Annotated in this window: 14 protein-coding genes and 1 tRNA gene; 7 read left to right on the top strand and 8 right to left on the bottom strand. The window is 68.1% G+C overall.

All coding sequences use genetic code 11. The features are described 5' to 3' along the window. Nucleotides 1-46: 46 nt before the first annotated feature. From D620_RS0101735 to D620_RS14435, 5 genes are all read left to right on the top strand, one after another. The gene (locus D620_RS0101735; protein WP_081596494.1) at nt 47-379 is read left to right on the top strand and encodes a PilZ domain-containing protein; all 333 of its coding nucleotides are present in this window, start codon (nt 47-49) and stop codon (nt 377-379) included. A 103-nt stretch (nt 380-482) separates the two neighbouring features. Beyond that, entirely contained in the window at nt 483-1,721 is a 1,239-nt protein-coding gene (locus tag D620_RS0101730; protein WP_017664058.1) for a putative DNA modification/repair radical SAM protein, read from the top strand. Between the two features lie 148 nt (nt 1,722-1,869). Further along, a complete protein-coding gene (locus tag D620_RS0101725; protein ID WP_017664057.1) occupies nt 1,870-3,330 on the top strand; it encodes a UdgX family uracil-DNA binding protein in 1,461 nt (486 codons plus the stop codon). 1 nt (nt 3,331) lies between these two features. Then, complete coding sequence (locus D620_RS0101720) at nt 3,332-6,895, top strand: error-prone DNA polymerase (RefSeq protein ID WP_017664056.1); 3,564 nt, start codon at nt 3,332-3,334, stop codon at nt 6,893-6,895. An 11-nt stretch (nt 6,896-6,906) separates the two neighbouring features. Beyond that, entirely contained in the window at nt 6,907-7,626 is a 720-nt protein-coding gene (locus D620_RS14435; RefSeq protein ID WP_017664055.1) for an extensin family protein, read from the top strand. Between the two features lie 4 nt (nt 7,627-7,630). On the opposite strand, the gene phoB is transcribed toward D620_RS14435, so the two are convergent. The 8 genes from phoB to recJ form a co-directional block, all read right to left on the bottom strand. Continuing rightward, nucleotides 7,631-8,320, bottom strand: coding sequence for a phosphate regulon transcriptional regulator PhoB (gene phoB / locus D620_RS0101710; protein ID WP_017664054.1), 690 nt, complete (start codon nt 8,318-8,320; stop codon nt 7,631-7,633). A gap of 128 nt (nt 8,321-8,448) precedes the next feature. Continuing rightward, nucleotides 8,449-9,117: a phosphate signaling complex protein PhoU gene (phoU, locus tag D620_RS0101705; protein ID WP_017664053.1), complete on the bottom strand. Its 669-nt coding sequence runs from the start codon at nt 9,115-9,117 to the stop codon at nt 8,449-8,451. After that, complete coding sequence (gene pstB / locus D620_RS0101700; RefSeq protein ID WP_033375895.1) at nt 9,117-9,884, bottom strand: phosphate ABC transporter ATP-binding protein PstB; 768 nt, start codon at nt 9,882-9,884, stop codon at nt 9,117-9,119. Before pstB ends, phoU begins: the two co-directional genes overlap by 1 nt. 17 nt (nt 9,885-9,901) lie before the next feature. Next, nucleotides 9,902-11,194 carry a phosphate ABC transporter permease PstA gene (gene pstA, locus D620_RS0101695; protein ID WP_017664051.1) on the bottom strand — a complete coding sequence of 431 codons (1,293 nt, stop codon included), beginning with the start codon at nt 11,192-11,194 and terminating at the stop codon, nt 9,902-9,904. After that, entirely contained in the window at nt 11,191-12,576 is a 1,386-nt protein-coding gene (gene pstC, locus D620_RS0101690; RefSeq protein WP_017664050.1) for a phosphate ABC transporter permease subunit PstC, read from the bottom strand. The genes pstA and pstC overlap by 4 nt, the downstream gene beginning before the upstream one ends. A gap of 127 nt (nt 12,577-12,703) precedes the next feature. Next, entirely contained in the window at nt 12,704-13,957 is a 1,254-nt protein-coding gene (locus D620_RS14430) for a sensor histidine kinase (RefSeq protein ID WP_017664049.1), read from the bottom strand. A 106-nt stretch (nt 13,958-14,063) separates the two neighbouring features. Beyond that, a tRNA-Glu gene (locus D620_RS0101680) sits at nt 14,064-14,138 on the bottom strand. Between the two features lie 81 nt (nt 14,139-14,219). Beyond that, a complete protein-coding gene (recJ, locus tag D620_RS0101675) occupies nt 14,220-16,034 on the bottom strand; it encodes a single-stranded-DNA-specific exonuclease RecJ (RefSeq protein ID WP_017664048.1) in 1,815 nt (604 codons plus the stop codon). An 84-nt stretch (nt 16,035-16,118) separates the two neighbouring features. On the opposite strand from recJ, the gene D620_RS0101670 reads away from it, so the two are divergent. Continuing rightward, a complete protein-coding gene (locus tag D620_RS0101670) occupies nt 16,119-16,607 on the top strand; it encodes a flavodoxin family protein (RefSeq protein WP_026091874.1) in 489 nt (162 codons plus the stop codon). Nucleotides 16,608-16,824: 217 nt separating this feature from the next. Then, nucleotides 16,825-17,580 carry a hypothetical protein gene (locus D620_RS16170; protein WP_155799929.1) on the top strand — a complete coding sequence of 252 codons (756 nt, stop codon included), beginning with the start codon at nt 16,825-16,827 and terminating at the stop codon, nt 17,578-17,580.

Raw genomic sequence — 17,580 nt, 5'->3', positions numbered from 1 at the left:
CCGCATCACTCAGCATTCCTTTACCCATTTATGCGATGCCGGCACCATGAGCCTGAATTCGATCCCTCGTGCTTCGGAGCGTCGGCCGATGAGCCTGACGGTCAAGAGCCGTGTGCGCTCGCGGGTGGTGTTCGTCGATCTGGTCGACCTGTCCGAAGGCGGCTGCAAGATCCGCGCAAAGCCCGGTTTTGCCGAGGTGGGCGACCGGGTGACGATGAAGGTGGGCGGCATCAACGCCCCGCTCGGGGTGATCGCCTGGGTCGAAGGGGGGATTGCCGGGGTCGCCTTCGAGGGCGCGATGCACCCTGCGGTGATCGACTATCTGTGCGAAGGCGGCGCCCTGCAAAACAGCCCGCCGGTGCTGCGCCGGATCTACTGATCCGTCCACTGATCGCAAGGCACGCACTGCTTGCAAGCTTTGCATTTGGCAGGCGAGGCATAGGAACATATAAGGAACGCTCGAAAGGTGTTCCCGCGTTCCCATGGCCCAGCAATCCTTACGCCAGCGTCTCGAAATCCTCGCCGATGCGGCGAAATATGATGCCTCCTGCGCGTCCTCCGGCACGGCGAAGAAGAATTCGCTGGGCGGCAAGGGTGTGGGATCGACCGAGGGGATGGGGATCTGCCACGCCTATGCACCCGATGGCCGCTGCATTTCGCTGCTCAAGATCCTGCTGACCAACCACTGCATCTTCGATTGCCACTACTGCATCAACCGCAAGAGCGCGAACACCCCGCGCGCGCGCTTCACCCCGCAGGAAGTGGTCGACCTCACGCTCAATTTCTACCGCCGCAACTATATCGAGGGGCTGTTCCTGTCCTCGGGGATCGTCAGAAACGCCAATCACACGATGGAGCAGCTGGTCGAGGTCGCGCGCATCCTGCGCGAGGAGCATGACTTTCGCGGCTATATCCACTTGAAGACCATCCCCGAGGCCGAGCCTGAGATCATCCATCAGGCCGGGCTCTATGCCGACCGGGTCTCGATCAATGTCGAACTGCCCACCACCGCCGGGCTGACCCGCCTCGCGCCCGACAAGAATGCCGGGCAGATCGAGGGCGCGATTGCGCGGACCAAGGCGCGGATCGTCGAGGCCAGGGACGAGCGCAAGCGCTTCCGCCACGCCCCGCGCTTTGCACCGGCGGGCCAATCGACCCAGATGATCGTCGGCGCGGACGGAGCCTCGGACAGCGCGATCATCGGCAAGGCGAGCCGGCTCTATGGCGATTTTGGCCTCAGGCGGGTCTATTACAGCGCCTTCTCGCCGATCCCCGATGCCTCTGCCGTGCTGCCCTTGAAACGCCCGCCCTTGCTGCGCGAGCACCGGCTCTACCAGTCGGACTGGCTGATGCGTTTCTACGGCTTTGCCCCGCAGGACGTGGCGGACGCAGCCGGGGCGGATGGCAACCTGCCGCTCGATATCGACCCCAAGCTCGCCTGGGCATTGAAGTTCCGCGCAAGCTTCCCGGTCGACGTCAACCGCGCGCCCCGGGAGATGCTGCTGCGGGTCCCGGGGCTGGGCACCAAGGCGGTGGCGCGCATCCTCGCCTCGCGGCGGCACCGGACATTGCGGCTTGACGATGTGGCGCGGCTGACGGCGTCGGTCGCCAAGGTGCGGCCCTTCATCTGCACGGTGGACTGGCGCCCGACCTTCCTCACCGACCGCGCCGATCTGCGCGGGCTGCTGGTGACGAAGTCCGAGCAGCTGGAGCTGTTCTGATGGTGCGGGCGCTCTCATCATCCCTCCCGCTTGCGGGAGGGGCAGCGAGACTTGCGAGCTTGCTCGCTAGTCGCAGCGGGGTGGGCCTCCCGGCCCAGCGCTTCGCGCACCCACCCCCAACCCCTCCCGCGGGCGGGAGGGGGGCAAAATGACCGCGATGCAGCATGTCAGCCTCGGCGCGCACTACGCCGTCCACCTGCCGGCTCCGGATGATTTCGCCTTCTGGTGTGAGCGGGCGCGGGGCCTCGTCCAGGGCGATGTGCCGCCCGACCGCGTCTCGTGGATCGAGCCGGGCGGGACGGGCGATCTGTTCGCCTCCGAAGGGCACCAAGGTTCTTTGGCACGCGGCGAGAAGCGCCTTCCCCCGCCGCCCGCCGATCCGCGTCCCGTGCGCGCCAGCCAGCGGTTTCTGACGGTCGCCCGCAGCGCTGCGCTCCATTCCGAGCGCACGCGCTTCGGCCTGCTCTACCGTCTGCTGTGGCGGCTTCAGAGCAACCCCCGCCTGATGGAGGACACGGCCGACCCCGAAGTCCGCCGCTGCGAAGAGCTCGCCAAAGCGGTGCGGCGCGACGCCCACAAGATGCATGCCTTCGTCCGCTTCCGCGAGGTCATCGAGGAAGATGGCACCCCCCACTTCGTCGCCTGGTTCGAGCCCGATCACCACATCCTTCGCGCCGAAGCGGGCTTCTTCATACGCCGCTTCGCCAACATGCGCTGGTCGATCCTGACCCCGCGCGGGAGCATCCACTGGGACGGCGAGACCATGCGCGAGGGGCCACCGGCGCGGCGCGAGGATGCGCCGCAGGGCGATCCGGTCGAGGCGCTGTGGCGTTCCTACTACGCCTCGATCTTCAATCCGGCGCGATTGAAGGTCGGTGCGATGCTTTCGGAGATGCCCAAGAAATACTGGAAGAACCTGCCCGAGGCCGAGCTGATCCCGCAGCTCATCGCCGGGGCGCAGGCGCGCGAGACGGCGATGGTGACCGCGGGCGCGCGGGCCGAGCGGGCGCGGCCCGCCAGCCTCGCCGAGGTCGCGCAAGGGGCCGGGGCCTGCCGCGATTGCGGAATCGCCGACTGCGGCACCCGCGCCGTGGCGGGGGAGGGGCTGCCTGGCGCTCCCCTGATGATCATCGGCGAGCAGCCCGGCGATGAGGAGGATCAGGCCGGACGGCCCTTCGTGGGACCTGCCGGGCAGCTGCTCGACGATCACCTCGCCCGTGCCGGGATCGAGCGCGAGGCGGCCTACGTCACCAATGCGGTCAAGCACTTCAAGTTCACGTGGAAGGGCAAGCACCGCCTCCACCAGTCGCCGGGCGCGAAGGAGATCGACACCTGCCGCTGGTGGCTCGAGGCCGAGCGGTCGCTGGTCCGGCCCCGGATCGTGCTGGCGCTGGGGGCGAGCGCGGCGCGCGGGCTTCTCGGCCGCACCGTCAGCGTCACGCGCGAGCGCGGGCGGGCGATCCGGCTCGATGACGGGGCGGAGCTGTGGGTGACGGTTCACCCGTCCTATTTGCTGCGCCTCGACGGGGCGGCACGCGCGGAGCAGGCGGCGCTGTTTTCAGCCGACCTTGCGGCCGTGCAGGCACGGCTCGCGGCGCTGACGGGCTGAGATGCCGGAGGGCCCGCTCACCCCCGACAAGCGCACCTTGCAGGTCGATCCCGATGGCATCGTGCCCCCGCCGCGCGCGCCCTTTGTGGAACTCGGCCTCGTCAGCTGTTTCAGCTTCCTGCGCGGCGCGTCCGATGCGGTCGATCTGGTGCTGGCGGCGCACGCGCTGGGCTATGACGCGCTGGGGATTGCCGACGTCAATTCGATGGCCGGGGTGGTGCGCATCCACACCGAGGCGAAGACGCTGAAGCTCAGGCCCGTGATCGGCTGCCGGATCGAGACGACCTGTGGCCTCGCCTTCCTCGCCTACCCCGAAACCCGCGCCGCCTATGGACGCCTGTGCCGGTTGATCAGCGCGGGGCGGATGCAGACGCTCACCGGCGAATGGCAGGACAAGGGGGTGTGCGAGATCGACCTCGCCATGCTGGCGGGCCATGCCGAGGGCGTGCAGCTGATCCTGCTCCCGCCCGATGATCTGGAGGCACGGCTGACCATCGCAGTGCCGAGCAACGTGATTCCCCTCCCGCTTGCGGGAGGGGTTAGGGCTGGGCACGAGCGCAGCGAGCTTGGGGACGGGCCCACCCGTGATCGGAGTCACGCGCCTCCGATCACCCCCTCCCGCAAGCGGGAGGGGAGTATCAGCGCCAGCCCCTTCGGCCCCACTCCCTTCACCGCCCCCTTTACCGACCTCCTCCCCCATCTCGTCCGCCAACTCCCCGCGCTCAGGCACCTCGCCGCAAGCCACCTCTACCGCGGCGACGATATCGCCCGGATCGAGCGATTGGACGCCCTTGCCCGCGCGAACGGCCTCGGCCTGCTCGCCACCAACGATGTCCACTACCACGCCCCCGAACGCCGCGCGCTGCAGGACGTGATGACCGCGATCCGGCACAAGACCACCGTGGCGGCGGCCGGGCACCTGCTCCATCCCAATGCCGAGCGGCATCTGAAATCGCCCGAACAGATGCAGCGCCTCTTCGCCCGCTGGCCCCATGCGATCGCGGCCACGCGCGAGGTGGCGGACCGGTGCAATTTCAGCCTCGATGAATTGCGCTATGAATACCCCGAGGAGATTCATCCCGACGGCCAGACCCCGCAGGCCTTTCTGGAAAGCGAGGTGTGGGCCGGGGCAGGGCGGCGCTATCCTTCCGGCCTGCCCGACCATGTGCGCCGGACGCTCGGACGCGAACTCGCGCTGATCGCCAAGCTCGATCTTGCCCGCTACTTCCTCACCATCAAGGACATCGTCGATTTCGCGCGCAGCCAGGAGCCGCCGATCCTGTGCCAGGGGCGCGGCTCGGCGGCGAACTCGGCGGTCTGCTACGTCCTCGGCATCACCTCGGTGGACCCCGCCAAGCACCAGCTCCTGTTCGACCGCTTCATCTCCGAGGAGCGCAAGGAACCGCCCGATATCGACGTCGATTTCGAGCACGAGCGGCGCGAGGAGGTGATCCAGTACATCTACCGCAAATATGGCCGCCACCGTGCCGGCCTGTGCGCCACCGTGATCCACTACCGCCCGCGCATGGCGATCCGCGAGGTGGGCAAGGCCATGGGCCTGTCCGAGGACGTCACCAGCGCGCTCGCGCGCACCGTGTGGGGCGGGTGGGGGCGCGAGATCAGCGAGAAGCACGCGGCGGAAACCGGCCTCGACATCACCGATCCGCACCTGCGGCGCGTGCTCAAGCTCACCGAACAGATGATCGGCATGCCCCGCCATCTGGGTCAGCATGTCGGCGGCTTCATCCTCACCGAAGGCGCGCTCAGCGAGACCGTGCCGATCGGCAACGGCGCGATGCCCGAACGCTCCTTCATCGAGTGGGACAAGGACGATATCGATGCCTTGGGCATCCTCAAGGTCGATGTGCTGGCACTGGGGATGCTGACCTGCATCCGCAAATGCCTCGATCTGCTGGGCGCGCACCACGACCGCGCACTGACGCTGGCCACCGTCCCGCGCGAGGACCACGAGACCTACGCGATGCTGAGGAAGGGCGATTCGCTGGGCGTGTTCCAGGTCGAGAGCCGCGCGCAGATGAACATGCTGCCGCGCCTGCGCCCGCGCGAGTTCTACGATCTCGTCATCCAGGTCGCGATTGTGCGCCCCGGGCCGATTCAGGGCGACATGGTGCACCCCTACCTCAAGCGCCGCCGGGGTGCCGAGCCCGTCCGCATCCCCGCGCCCGCGCCCGAGCACGGCCCCCCGGACGAGCTCACCAGCATCCTCGGGCGCACCTTGGGCGTGCCGATCTTCCAGGAACAGGCGATGAAGATCGCATTGGACGCGGCGAAATTCTCCAGCCTCGAGGCCAACCGGCTGAGGAAGGCGATGGCGACTTTCCGCAGCCGGGGCATGGTCGACGAGCTCCAGGACATGATGGTCGAGCGCATGGTCGCGCGCGGCTATGATCGCGACTTCGCGCAGAGATGCTTCAACCAGATCAGGGGCTTCGGCGAATACGGCTTTCCCGAGAGCCACGCGGCGAGCTTCGCGCAGCTGGTCTATGTCTCGAGCTGGCTCAAGTGCCACTACCCGGCGGCCTTTGCAGCCGCGCTGCTCAATTCGCAGCCGATGGGCTTCTATGCGCCTGCGCAGATCGTGCGCGATGCGCAGGGGCACGGGGTGGCGGTGCTGCCGGTCGATGTGAACCACTCCGCATGGGACTGCACTTTGGAAGGCGAGGGCGAGCCCTTCGCGCTGCGTCTTGGCCTCAGGCAGATCGACGGCCTTCCCGAACACGTCGCCGCCGCGCTGGTCTCGGCGCGCGAGAGCGGGGGGGCTTTCCGCGACATCGCCGATCTGCGCGCGCGGGGCGGGCTGTCGCCGGCGCATATCGAGCGGCTCGCCAGCGCCGATGCCTTCACGTCATTGGGCCTCACCCGCAGGCAGGCGCTGTGGGATGCAAGGAGCCTCGTCGCCGCGCCCGATCTGCCGCTGTTCCGCGCCATGGGTGCGCGCGAGGAGGGGGCCGAGCGCGCCGCGATCCGCCTGCCCGCCATGCCGCTGTCCGAGGAAGTGGTGGCCGATTACCAGACCACCCGCCTCAGCCTGAAGGCGCATCCCATGGCCTTCCTGCGCGCCGATCTTGCCGCGCGCGGCTTTGTGCGCGCGGCCGATCTGCGGGCCCGCAAGTTCCGCAGCATGGTCCAGGTTGCGGGCGTCGTGCTGATCCGCCAGCGCCCGGGCAGCGCCAAGGGTGTGACCTTCATCACCCTCGAGGACGAGACCGGGGTGATCAATCTCGTCGTCTGGCCCGACTTGAAGGAGAAGCAGCGCAAGGTGGTGATGGGCGCGCGGCTGATGGAGGTGCGGGGCCGCGTCGAGTATGACGACGAGGTGATCCATGTGATCGCCGCCCACATGAGCGATGCGACGATGCGGCTCCACGCGCTGTCCGACGATCTGCTCGATGCACCGCTCGCCCGCGCGGACGAGGTCAACAGGCCGATGCCCGAACGCGGGCCCCGCCCGCGCGACATGATCGATGAACTCGCCCCCCAGCCCAACGTGACCGGGCACCCGCGCGATCACAGAATTCTGCCCAAGTCGCGGGATTTCCACTAGGATCGCCGCCAATGCCCCGCACGACAGCCAATCGCCACCACCGCGCCGCCCGTCTGGCGATTGCCGCACTGGTGCCCTTTGCGCTGGCCCTTGCCGGGTGGCAGTGGCTCCTTCGCCATCCCGAGCACAACCCCTGGGCGCCGCTGAACCTCAACGATCCGCCGGGTTGGGCGACTCGCGCCAAGCTCGCCCGGCTGAAAGGTGACGCTGCCGAATGCCGCGCGGTGCTCGAACGCAGCAAGATCGCCTTCACCGCGCTCGCCCCGATCGGCGAGGGACCCTGCGCGCGGCACGACCGCACAAGGCTCGGCAACTATCCGCTCGCGCCCGACACGCCGCCGGTGACCTGCCCCGTCGCCGCCGCGCTGGAGATCTGGAGGCGCGACAGTGTCGCCCCGGCAGCGCGCCGGATCATGGGCAGCGAAATCGCGCGAATCGAGCACCTTGGCGCCTATTCCTGCCGCCGGATGTATGGCGGCCGCCGCGGCCCGTGGAGCGAGCACGCCACCGCCAACGCGATCGACATCGCCGCTTTCGTGCTCGAAGACGGCCGGCGGATCAGCGTGCTCGAGGACTGGAACGGCGATGGCCCCAGGGCCCGCTTCCTGCGCAGCGTGCGCAAAGGGGCCTGCACGAGCTTTGCTACCGTGCTCTCGCCCGATTACAACGCGGCCCACGCGGACCACTTCCACCTCGATCAGGACGATCGCTGGGCGGGCGTGTGCCGGTAAGGCCTCAGACCGCCTCGAGCGCGTAACCGGCTGAACGCACGGTGCGAATCGGGTCCTTGGCGGCATCGACGGTGATCGCTTTGCGCAGCCGCCGGATATGGACGTCGACCGTGCGCAGCTCGATATCCGAGCCCGTGCCCCACACGCCGTCCAAAAGCTGGCCGCGGCTGAACACGCGGCCCGGGCTCTCCATGAAGAACTTGAGCAGGCGGTATTCCGTCGGCCCCAATTGCAGCGCGCGGCCGCGGCGCTGGACCTTGTGAGCAACCGGATCGAGCCTGAGGTCGCCGACCTCGATCGTCTCGCCGGCCAGCGCCGGGCGGATGCGGCGCATCACCGCGGCAACGCGGGCGAGCAGCTCGCGCGGGGAAAAGGGCTTGGTAAGGTAGTCATCCGCCCCGGTCTCGAGCCCGCGCACGCGGTCATCCTCGGCTTCGCGCGCGGTGAGCATGATGATGGGGACGTGGGCGGTGTCCTTGTCGCGGCGCAGCCGGCGGCAGACCTCGATGCCGCTGGTGCCCTCGATCATCCAGTCGAGGATGATGAGATCGGGCACTTCCTCGGAAGCGAGCACCAGCGCCTCGTCACCATCGCCGGTGCAGCGCACGGCATAGCCTTCGTTCTGGAAGCGGTATTCGAGCAGTTCGGACAGCGCCGGATCGTCTTCGACCAGCAGAAGTTTGGCACCGGACATGCGGCTCTTGCCTCCTTGCGCCTCCCCCACGAGGTCGCTTCGCCGCCCCTATGTTTCACTTCCGCTACATTTTGATGAAAACGCACATGGCAAGTTTTCAACAGGAGCGTTACAGCGCCGATAGCGCCTCAGCGGTCACCCTCGGGGGGATAGACGCCGGTCGCGGCAAAGTGGACCATTTCGGCGACGTTGGTCGCATGGTCGCCGATCCGTTCGATGTTGCGGGCGACGAACAGCAGCTGCGCAGCGCTCGAAATGGTCGAAGGGTTCTCGACCATGTAACTGACCAGGTTGCGGAAGATTGAATTGTAGAAGCCATCGACCTTGGCATCGGTGGCGATCACCTCGCGCGCGAGGTCCGGGTCGCGCGCGGCATAGGCGGTGAGCACGTCGTGGACCATCTCGCCGGCGAGTTCGCCCATCGTGGGCAGCAGGGTGAGCGGTTCGAACCGGGCGCGGCCCTCGATCATGCCGGTGCGCTTGGCGATGTTCTTGGAGTAGTCGCCGATGCGTTCGAGCACGCCGCCGATCTTGAGCGCGGCGATCACTTCGCGCAGATCATCGGCCATCGGCGCACGCAGGGCGATGATGCGGACGGCGAGCTTGTCGACCTCGGTTTCCAGCGCGTCGATCCGCTTGTCGCGGGCCACCACCTGATCGGCCAGCACCTCGTCCCCGCGCACCAGCGCGTCAAGGCTCTCCGCGATGGCGACCTCGGCGAGGCCGCCCATCTCGGCAATCAGCCCGCGCAGGCGAGTGATGTCTTCGTCGAATGCCTTGACGGTGTGTTCAGCCATCAGCCGTAACGCCCTGTGATATAGTCCTTCGTCCGCTCCTCGATGGGATTGGTGAAGATCTCGGAGGTGGGACCATACTCGACCATTTTGCCGAGGTGGAAGAATGCGGTGCGTTGGCTGACACGTGCGGCCTGCTGCATCGAATGGGTGACGATGACGATCGCGTAACGGCCCGAGAGCTCGTCGATCAGTTCCTCGATCTTGGCGGTGGCGATGGGGTCCAATGCGGAGGCCGGCTCGTCCATCAGGATCACCTCGGGGTCCACCGCGATCGCGCGCGCGATGCACAGGCGCTGCTGCTGCCCGCCCGAAAGTGCCGTGCCCGAATCATCGAGCCGGTCCTTGACCTCGTCCCACAGACCCGCGCGGGTCAGCGAGCGTTCGACGATCACGTCGAGATCGGCCTTCTTTTCGGCGAGCCCGTGGATCTTGGGGCCGTAGGCGATGTTCTCGTAGATCGACTTGGGGAAGGGGTTGGGCTTCTGGAACACCATGCCCACCCGCGCGCGCAGCTGCACGACATCCATGCCCGATCCGTGGATGTCCTCGCCATCGAGCTCGATGAGGCCGGTCACCTTGGCGGCGCCGATGGTGTCGTTCATGCGGTTGAAACACCGCAGGAAGGTCGACTTGCCGCAGCCCGAGGGGCCGATGAAGGCGGTCACGTAATCGGGCGAGATGTCGAGCGACACATTATCGATCGCGCGCTTTTCGCCGTAGAAGACACAGACGTCGCGCGCGCGGATCTTGGCGCCTTCGTCAGCCATGTTGGGATGGATCACAGTCACCAGCGTTTCTCGAACTTGTTGCGGAGGTAGATGGCAAGGCCGTTCATGGCGAGCAGGAACACCAACAGCACGATGATGGCCGCGCTGGTGCGCTCGACAAAGCCGCGGTCGATCTCGTCGGACCACAGGAAGATCTGCATCGGCAGCACCGTGGCGGGCGAGGTGAAGCCTTCGGGCGGGGTGGCAACGAAGATGCGCATGCCGATCAGCAGCAGCGGCGCGGTCTCGCCCAGCGCGCGGGCCATGCCGATGATCGTGCCGGTCAGCATGCCGGGGAGCGCGAGCGGCAGGACGTGGTGGAACACCACCTGCACGGGCGATGCGCCGATCGCGAGTGCGCCGTCGCGGATCGAAGGGGGCACCGCCTTGATCGCGTTGCGCCCGGAGATGACGATCACCGGCATGGTCATCAGGGCCAGCGTCATGCCGCCGATCAGCGGCGCCGAACGCAGGCCCGGGAAGGCGGCGAGGAACAGCGAAAGGCCGAGCAGGCCGAAGATGATCGAAGGCACCGCGGCAAGGTTGCTGATCGAGACCTCGATGATGTCGGTCCAGCGGCCGCGCGGTGCATATTCCTCGAGATAGAGTGCCGAGAGCACCCCGATCGGGAAGGCCAGCACCAGCGTCACCAGCATGGTCAGCATCGAACCCTTGAGCGCGCCCCAGATGCCGACCGATTGCGGCGTGGTCGCGTCCGAGCGGGAGAGAAAGCCCCAGTCCCAGTTGCGCGCGAGCTTGCCGTCGGCGGCGAGCCTGTTCGCCAACGCCTGCATCGCGGGCGTGCCTTCGCCCCGGAGCGCCGAGCCGAGCGCAGAGGTGGTGGGCAGGTGGAAGACCTCGCTGTGCCCGATCAGCGCGGGATCCTCGGCCAGCGCGGCGACCACATCGCGCCAGGCGTCGGGAGCGATTTGCTTGGCGGCTTCGGTCCCCAGCTGCTGTTCGGCATAGCTCGTCACGATCCGCGGCAGGCCCTGCATCTCGAGCGTCTGGGCGGCGGTTGGCGCGGTCAGCGAGGTGGCATCGCCGGAGATACCGCTTTCGGGGAAATTGATCGTCACCGCCAGTTCGGGGCGCTGGAAGCCGGCGATGCCGTTCACCAGCATGTTGCCGAGCAGGAACACCAGCACCGCAACCGAGAAGGCGACAGCGCCAAGGCCGAGCAGGCGGAAATTGCGCTCGGCGCGGTAGCGCTTGGCGAGGCGTGCCTCGAAGGCGGCGGTGCGGGTCGGACCGACGGGCTGGGCCGTGGGGGCCGGGGCTGCGGCGCTGCCCACAGGGATGCTGCTCATTCGTAGGCCTCCCGGAAACGCTTGACGACGCGCAGGGCGATGAAATTCAACGCGAGCGTCACCATGAACAGCACGAAGCCCAGCGCATAGGCGCTGAGCGTGGCTGGGTGGTCGGTGCTCTGTTCGCCGGTCAGGAGGTTGACGATCTGGACGGTGACGGTCGAGATCGGCTCCAGCGGGTTGGCGGTGAGATTGGCGGCCTGCGAGGCGGCCATCACCACAATCATCGTCTCGCCGATCGCGCGGCTGACGGCGAGCATCCCGCCGGCCACGATGCCGGGCAGGGCGGCGGGGAACAGCACGCGCTGGATGGTTTCGGACTTGGTCGCACCCATCGCCAGGCTCCCGTCACGCATCGCACCGGGGACGGCGGCCATTGAATCGTCGGCCATCGAGGACACGAAGGGGATGATCATCACCCCCATCACGATCCCCGCGGCGAGCGCGCTCTCGGTCGAGGCATTGGCCGCGCCGAGCGCCACGGCAGCATCGCGGATCATCGGCGCGAGGGTCAGCGCGGCGAAATAGCCATAGACCACCGTGGGCACCCCGGCGAGCAGTTCGAGCAGCGGCTTGATCCAGGTGCGCACCCGCGGGTCGGCATACTGGGTGAGATAGATCGCGCTCATCAGGCCGAGCGGGATCGCGACCACCATGGCGATGATCGCGCCGATGAAGATCGTCCCCCAGAACAGCGGCACCGCGCCATAGCGCGAGGCATCGACCGCGTCGGGCGAACCCATCGTGTCCGGCCCCCACTTGGTGCCTAGCAGGAAATCGATCGGCGAGACCATGCCGAAGAAGCGCACGGTCTCGAACACCAGGCTGGCAAAGATGCCGAGCGTGGTGAGAATCGCGACCAGCGAGGCGAGCAGCAGGATCATCAGCACCGTCCGCTCGACCCGGGTGCGCGCGCCGAATTGCGGGGCGAGCCGCAGGAAGGCGAGGGCGCCGCCGGCGATCGCGATCAGCACGGTCACGATGATGCCGATGGTGTTGTAATAGGCAAACGCCTCGCGGAAGGGCGCGATCAGCGGCTCGGCCTCGTCATTGAAGACGCCCGGCGCATGACCGAGGGCGGCCGCCCGCGCTTCGCCGAGGAAGGCCTCGCGCTCGAAGCCGAGGCCGGTGAGGCCCTGTGCCTCGGGCGTGGCGAGCACGGTTTGCATGACGAGGTTGGGGGCGATCACCGACCAGGCGGCGACAAAGGCGAGCACCGGCAGCACCACCCACAGCGCGACGTACCAGGCGTGGTAGATCGGGCGCGAGGCAGGGCGCAGCGCAGGATCGCTCGACTGGAAGCTCCACGCCTTCGCGCGGCCCGCCAGCCAGCCGAGCAGGCCGAGGCCCAAGGCAATCAGGATCAGCGTGATCGGCGACATGAACGAAACCTGTGTTTCCTGCTGGGAGCGTGCTTTGGTCAATCCGGCCGGGAAGTGTGTGCCCGGTCCCCCCGCGCGATCCGGCCCCTACGCCATGGCCGCGCCATGTTGAAGAAATAAGACACGTCTATGACACTTGTTGGGTTTGCCCGGCGAGCGCGCCCTCGGCTTCACCCTCGGGCAGAGGTATGTCTTCGGGCGGATCGGGTTCGGCAAGCGGCAGCCGCACCACCACACGCGTGCCCTTGCCGAGCTCGCTGGTGATGTCGAGCCGGCCGCGGTGGCGCTCGACAATGTGCTTGACGATCGCCAGGCCGAGGCCGGTGCCGCCCGAGGCGCGGCTGCGGCCCGGATCGGTGCGGTAGAAGCGGCGGGTGAGGTGCGGAATCTGCTCGGGCGCGATGCCCTCGCCCTCGTCGGCGACCGCGATGCGCGCAAGGTCCCCTTGCGCAAGGTCGAGCACCACATGCACCGGCCGGTCCGCCGCCCCGTACTTGAGCGCATTGTCGACGAGGTTGCGCACCACCTGCTCAAGCTGCTGGAGATCGCCCAGCACCACCGGTTCGGCGGCAAGCGCGATATCGAGCCGGTCGGCGCGGTGGGGCCCGGCCGCATCGCGCGCGGCGCGTTCGACCAGCGAGGCAAGATCGATGCGTTCGGTCGGCAGTTCGTGCTTTTCCGCCTCGACCCGGCTGAGGCTCATCAGATCGCCGACCAGCGCCTGCATCCGCTTGGCCTCGCGCTCGATGATGCCGAGGAACTTCCTGGCGACCGGCGTTTCTATCGACCCGTCACCTTCCTGCAAGGTCTCGACATAGCCGAGGATCGCGGCGAGCGGCGTGCGCAGCTCATGGCTGGCATTGGCCACGAAATCGGTATGCGCGCGGCTGATGTCGGCCTCGGCGGTCTGGTTGATGAATTCGAGCATCGCGAGGCGGTCATCGATGGTCCGGCGGCTGATCTGCCAGATGTCCCCGCGCCGCACGAGCCCGCGCACGATCGCCTCGCCCTGGCGGTTCTCTGCGAGCAGGCTGATCGCCTCGGGCTGGCGCAGGGCGACGCGCGCGTCCTGGCCCACCACATGCGGCCCGAGCATCTTGCGGGCCGCCCGGTTGGCCAGCGCGATGGTGTTGCGATCGGTGATGAGCAGGGGGATCGAGGAGTGCTCGACCAGATCGTTGATCGATTCGATCGTGAGCCGGGGGCGCGCCTTGGGTTTGGCAGGCTCGGGCGGGCGGCCCGCGGCGACCAGCAGCGATCCGACCCACACCGTCAGCACCGCCACCGCAATGACGATGTCGATGCCTAGCAGCAGCACCGCCACGAAGGTCACCGCGGCGAGAAGGATGCCGGCGATGGGGATGTTCTGGCCGCTGCCCATGGGCAAGGGCCTTACAGGCTGGCGGCGGGCGAGGGAAGGGCGCGCAAGGACGAAAAAGGCGGCAAGGCTTGAAGCCTGCCGCCCTGTTCCATCCTCAGACAAGAGGTGGTGACCCCTACGGGAATCGAACCCGTGTTTCAGCCGTGAAAGGGCCGCGTCCTAACCGCTAGACGAAGGGGCCGTCGCGATTGCGAGAGCGCGCCTTTAGGGGGGCGTTTCGGGGCGGTCAAGCCTCGTTTGCGCAAAAAATCGCGCAGGCCGCTCAATCGGCGAAAGCGGCATCATCGAGCTGCAATTCGGCCGCCGGGCGATTGCCCCAGTCGTCGATCTTGGCGCGGCCGGCGAGGTGGAAGCGGCGCCCCTGGTGGCGGTGGAGCAGGGTCTGGCCCATCTCGGTCTCCGCCGCACGGAAAGCGATCGCCTTGAAGCTCTTGCCATCATTGCCGCTGGCGATGAGGCGCAGGTGATCCTTGCCGACGATTTCCGCCTTGACGATCCTGACCGGACCCACCGCGATGCGCGGCGCCGGCCAGCCGACGCCATAGGGCCCGGCCGCCTCGAGCGTCTCCACCAGCACAGGCGTCAGTCCGCCCGGCGCGAGCGCAAGGTCGAGCAGCATGGCGGCCCCGGCGCGCGCGCGCTCGACATCGCGGGCAAGACGTTCATCGAGGAAGGCGGCGAATTGGGCGAGGCGGGCCGGTTCGATGGTGAGGCCCGCCGCCATCGCGTGGCCGCCGCCCGCGACCAGCAACCCGGCCTCGCGCGCGGCGATGATGGCGGCGCCAAGGTCCACCCCGCTGATCGAACGGCCCGAGCCCTTGCCCTGTTCCGCCTCGAGCGCGATCACGACCGCAGGCTTGCCGGTCTTCTCCTTGATGCGCCCGGCGACGATGCCGATCACGCCGGGGTGCCAGCCATATCCGCTCAAGACCTGCACAGCCATGTTGTGCTGGCCGGCAAGCTGCGCCTCGGCCGCCTCCTGCACTTGTGCCTCGATCGCGCGGCGCTCCTCGTTCAGTTGCGAGAGCTGGGCGGCGATGGCGCGGGCTTCTTCGGGATCGGTGGTGGTGAGCAGGCGCACGCCCAAAGTCGATTCGCCGATCCGTCCGCCGGCATTGATGCGCGGGCCGAGCGCGAAGCCGAGATCGCTGCATTGCGGCGCGCGGGCGAGGCGGCTTGCGTCCATCAGCGCTGCCATCCCGATCCGTGTCCGACGGGCGAGGACCTTCAGCCCTTGCGCAACGAAGGCGCGGTTGAGGCCGTGGAGCGCTGCGACGTCCGCCACTGTGCCGAGGGCGACGAGGTCGAGGAGGCCAATCAGTTCCGGCTCGCGCCGGTCCTTGAACCAGCCGCGCGCGCGCAGCGTGCGGACCAGTGCGATGCCGAGCAGGAAGGCCACGCCCACCGCCGCCAGATGGCCATGCGCCGCGCCAAGGTCGCTCTCGTCGAGGCGGTTGGGGTTGACCAGCGCATGCGCGGGTGGCAGGTCGGCGGCGCATTTGTGGTGGTCGACCACGATCACGTCGACACCGGCATCGCGGGCCATGCCCAGTGCCTCGTGCGCCATCGCCCCGCAATCGACGGTGACGATCAGCTGCGATCCGCTCTGCGCCAGCTTGACCAGCGCTTCGCCGGTGGGGCCATAGCCTTCGAGGAGGCGGTCGGGGATGTAGTAGTCCGCCGCAAGCCCGAGCTGGCGCAGCAGTTCGACCAGCAATGCGGCGCTGGTCGCCCCGTCGACATCGTAGTCGCCGTAGATCGTCACCCGCTCTTGCGCGGTGACCGCATCGGCGAGGCGCGCGGCGGCGGTGTCCATGTCGCGGAAGGTCGAAGGGTCGGGCAGGAAAGCACGCAAGGTCGGCGCAGCGTGGCGGGCGAGATCGTCCTCGGCGACGCCGCGGGTCAGCAGCAGCTGATCGAGGATCGTATGGTCAAGGGTGCCGATGCCGCCGGCCGCGTCCTCGCCAAGCTCCATGTTCCCCCCGCGCCACCGCCACGCCTTGCCCGAAAGCGAGGCGGCAACGCCAAGCACGGTGGCGCCGATACCGGAGGAGGAGGCAAGCGGGCGGGTGGACATGGCCTGCCGATAGCGCAATGCCCCGGCGAAGGGCAGATGGGCGCGGTTGACAATCGACAGGCGCGCGCGGAAGCCTGGGCGGCGATGGACCGGGAACCTCGCCTGCTGATCCTGTGGCATAGCCGCACCGGCGCGAGCGAGGCGCTTGCCCGGGCGGCGGCCGATGGCGCGGGGAGCGCGGCGTGGCTGGTCGGCGCGGCCGAGGCCGAACCCGCGATGCTCCTTGCCGCCGATGGTTTTCTTTTCGTCTGCCCGGAAAACCTCGGCAGCATCAGCGGGCTGATGAAGGAGGCCTTCGACCTTGCCTACTACCCGCTGCTCGGGCGGGTCGAGGGGCGGCCCTATGCCACGCTGATCGCGGCCGGATCGGACGGGGAAGGGGCGCAGCGCCAGATCGACCGGATCGCGACCGGATGGCGGCTGAAACGGGTTGCGCTTGCGGTGATCGTCAATCTCGGAGCGCAGACCCCCGAGGCGATCGCCGCACCCAAATCGCTTCCTGCGCAGGCGCTCGTGCAGGCCCGCGAAACCGGCGCGGCTCTGGCGGAAGGCTTGCGGCTCGGCCTCTATTAGAGATTGATCCAAAACGGGACAGGTGTGCCGTTTGGGGACTCGACGAGTTTCGGCAAACGCGCCAAATGGATGACAGGGAAATGGCATCTTACCTGCCACTTAGGAGGGAGCCGGCACGATTTCACAGTCGCAGCGCGCTCATCACGCCGAGCTGCATCTGCTGTTTGCCAAGGGCAAGCGGCCGGACCGGCATGCGGTCAGGGCATTTGCGGGCCGGTTGCCCGCAGTCAGCGTCAGCCATGATCCGGCGCCGGGCGAGGCGCCAGGTGAAGGCAGCGTACCCCCGGCCGCATCCCATGCGCCCGCGGACCAGGCCAGCAGCGGCGACCCGCGGGCCCGGCACGAGGGCGCTTTGTGGCCCGGCCAGCTTGAATGGCTCGAACTGCTGCGTGACGGACTGACCTTCGATCTCAGCGGGCTTGCCCCGGGGCCTGCCAGCGCCTTTCCTGTGTTCCTGCACCGCTTCGATCTTCCGGTTCTTCCCTCGAGTGACGACTTCGAAGCCATGGTCCTGCGCCCCGGCCCGCATCTCGCCGAAGGGGCCGGCAGCCTGCCGCTGATGCGCGAGCTCTTGGCGCTGGGGTGCGATATCGTGCGCCAGTTCGAGGACGTGCTCGCCGTGGGCTGGGGGCCGGCGGCCACGGCGATCGGACAGCGATACTTCGAATCCGTGACCAGCGCCTGGCTCGATGGCGGACCGTTCCCCGCGCTCGGCCTTACCGCCTTTGCCGAGACACCCGATGCCGCGCTCGAAAGTGTCGGCCTTGCCTTCTGGATCGGGCAGGAGCTGCGCATCGAACCCCCGCTCAGCGCCGACCGCGTCGCGGCGACGCGGCTCGGCATCCGTCTCGTCAACCACCTCGTGCTCGCCGGCGGGCTGGCCGGGGATGACCGCATCATCGCCCCCGACGGTTCGCGTCTCGTGCTGCGCCCCTCTCGCAGCCGTGCGCTCATCAGCGTGTGGCGTGAGTAG

Source organism: Porphyrobacter sp. AAP82 (genome assembly GCF_000331285.1).
Classification (GTDB): Bacteria; Pseudomonadota; Alphaproteobacteria; order Sphingomonadales; family Sphingomonadaceae; genus Erythrobacter.
This window is presented reverse-complemented; position numbering and strand designations above follow the sequence as displayed.

Bases quoted from the DNA above. Each gene is read 5' to 3' on its own strand.
- D620_RS0101735 (WP_081596494.1), top strand. From the start codon at position 47: ATGAGCCTGAATTCGATCCCTCGTGCTTCGGAGCGTCGGCCGATGAGC.
- D620_RS0101730 (WP_017664058.1), top strand. From the start codon at position 483: ATGGCCCAGCAATCCTTACGCCAGCGTCTCGAAATCCTCGCCGATGCG.
- D620_RS0101725 (WP_017664057.1), top strand. From the start codon at position 1,870: ATGACCGCGATGCAGCATGTCAGCCTCGGCGCGCACTACGCCGTCCAC.
- D620_RS0101720 (WP_017664056.1), top strand. From the start codon at position 3,332: ATGCCGGAGGGCCCGCTCACCCCCGACAAGCGCACCTTGCAGGTCGAT.
- D620_RS14435 (WP_017664055.1), top strand. From the start codon at position 6,907: ATGCCCCGCACGACAGCCAATCGCCACCACCGCGCCGCCCGTCTGGCG.
- phoB (WP_017664054.1), bottom strand. From the start codon at position 8,320: ATGTCCGGTGCCAAACTTCTGCTGGTCGAAGACGATCCGGCGCTGTCC.
- phoU (WP_017664053.1), bottom strand. From the start codon at position 9,117: ATGGCTGAACACACCGTCAAGGCATTCGACGAAGACATCACTCGCCTG.
- pstB (WP_033375895.1), bottom strand. From the start codon at position 9,884: ATGGCTGACGAAGGCGCCAAGATCCGCGCGCGCGACGTCTGTGTCTTC.
- pstA (WP_017664051.1), bottom strand. From the start codon at position 11,194: ATGAGCAGCATCCCTGTGGGCAGCGCCGCAGCCCCGGCCCCCACGGCC.
- pstC (WP_017664050.1), bottom strand. From the start codon at position 12,576: ATGTCGCCGATCACGCTGATCCTGATTGCCTTGGGCCTCGGCCTGCTC.
- D620_RS14430 (WP_017664049.1), bottom strand. From the start codon at position 13,957: ATGGGCAGCGGCCAGAACATCCCCATCGCCGGCATCCTTCTCGCCGCG.
- recJ (WP_017664048.1), bottom strand. From the start codon at position 16,034: ATGTCCACCCGCCCGCTTGCCTCCTCCTCCGGTATCGGCGCCACCGTG.
- D620_RS0101670 (WP_026091874.1), top strand. From the start codon at position 16,119: ATGGACCGGGAACCTCGCCTGCTGATCCTGTGGCATAGCCGCACCGGC.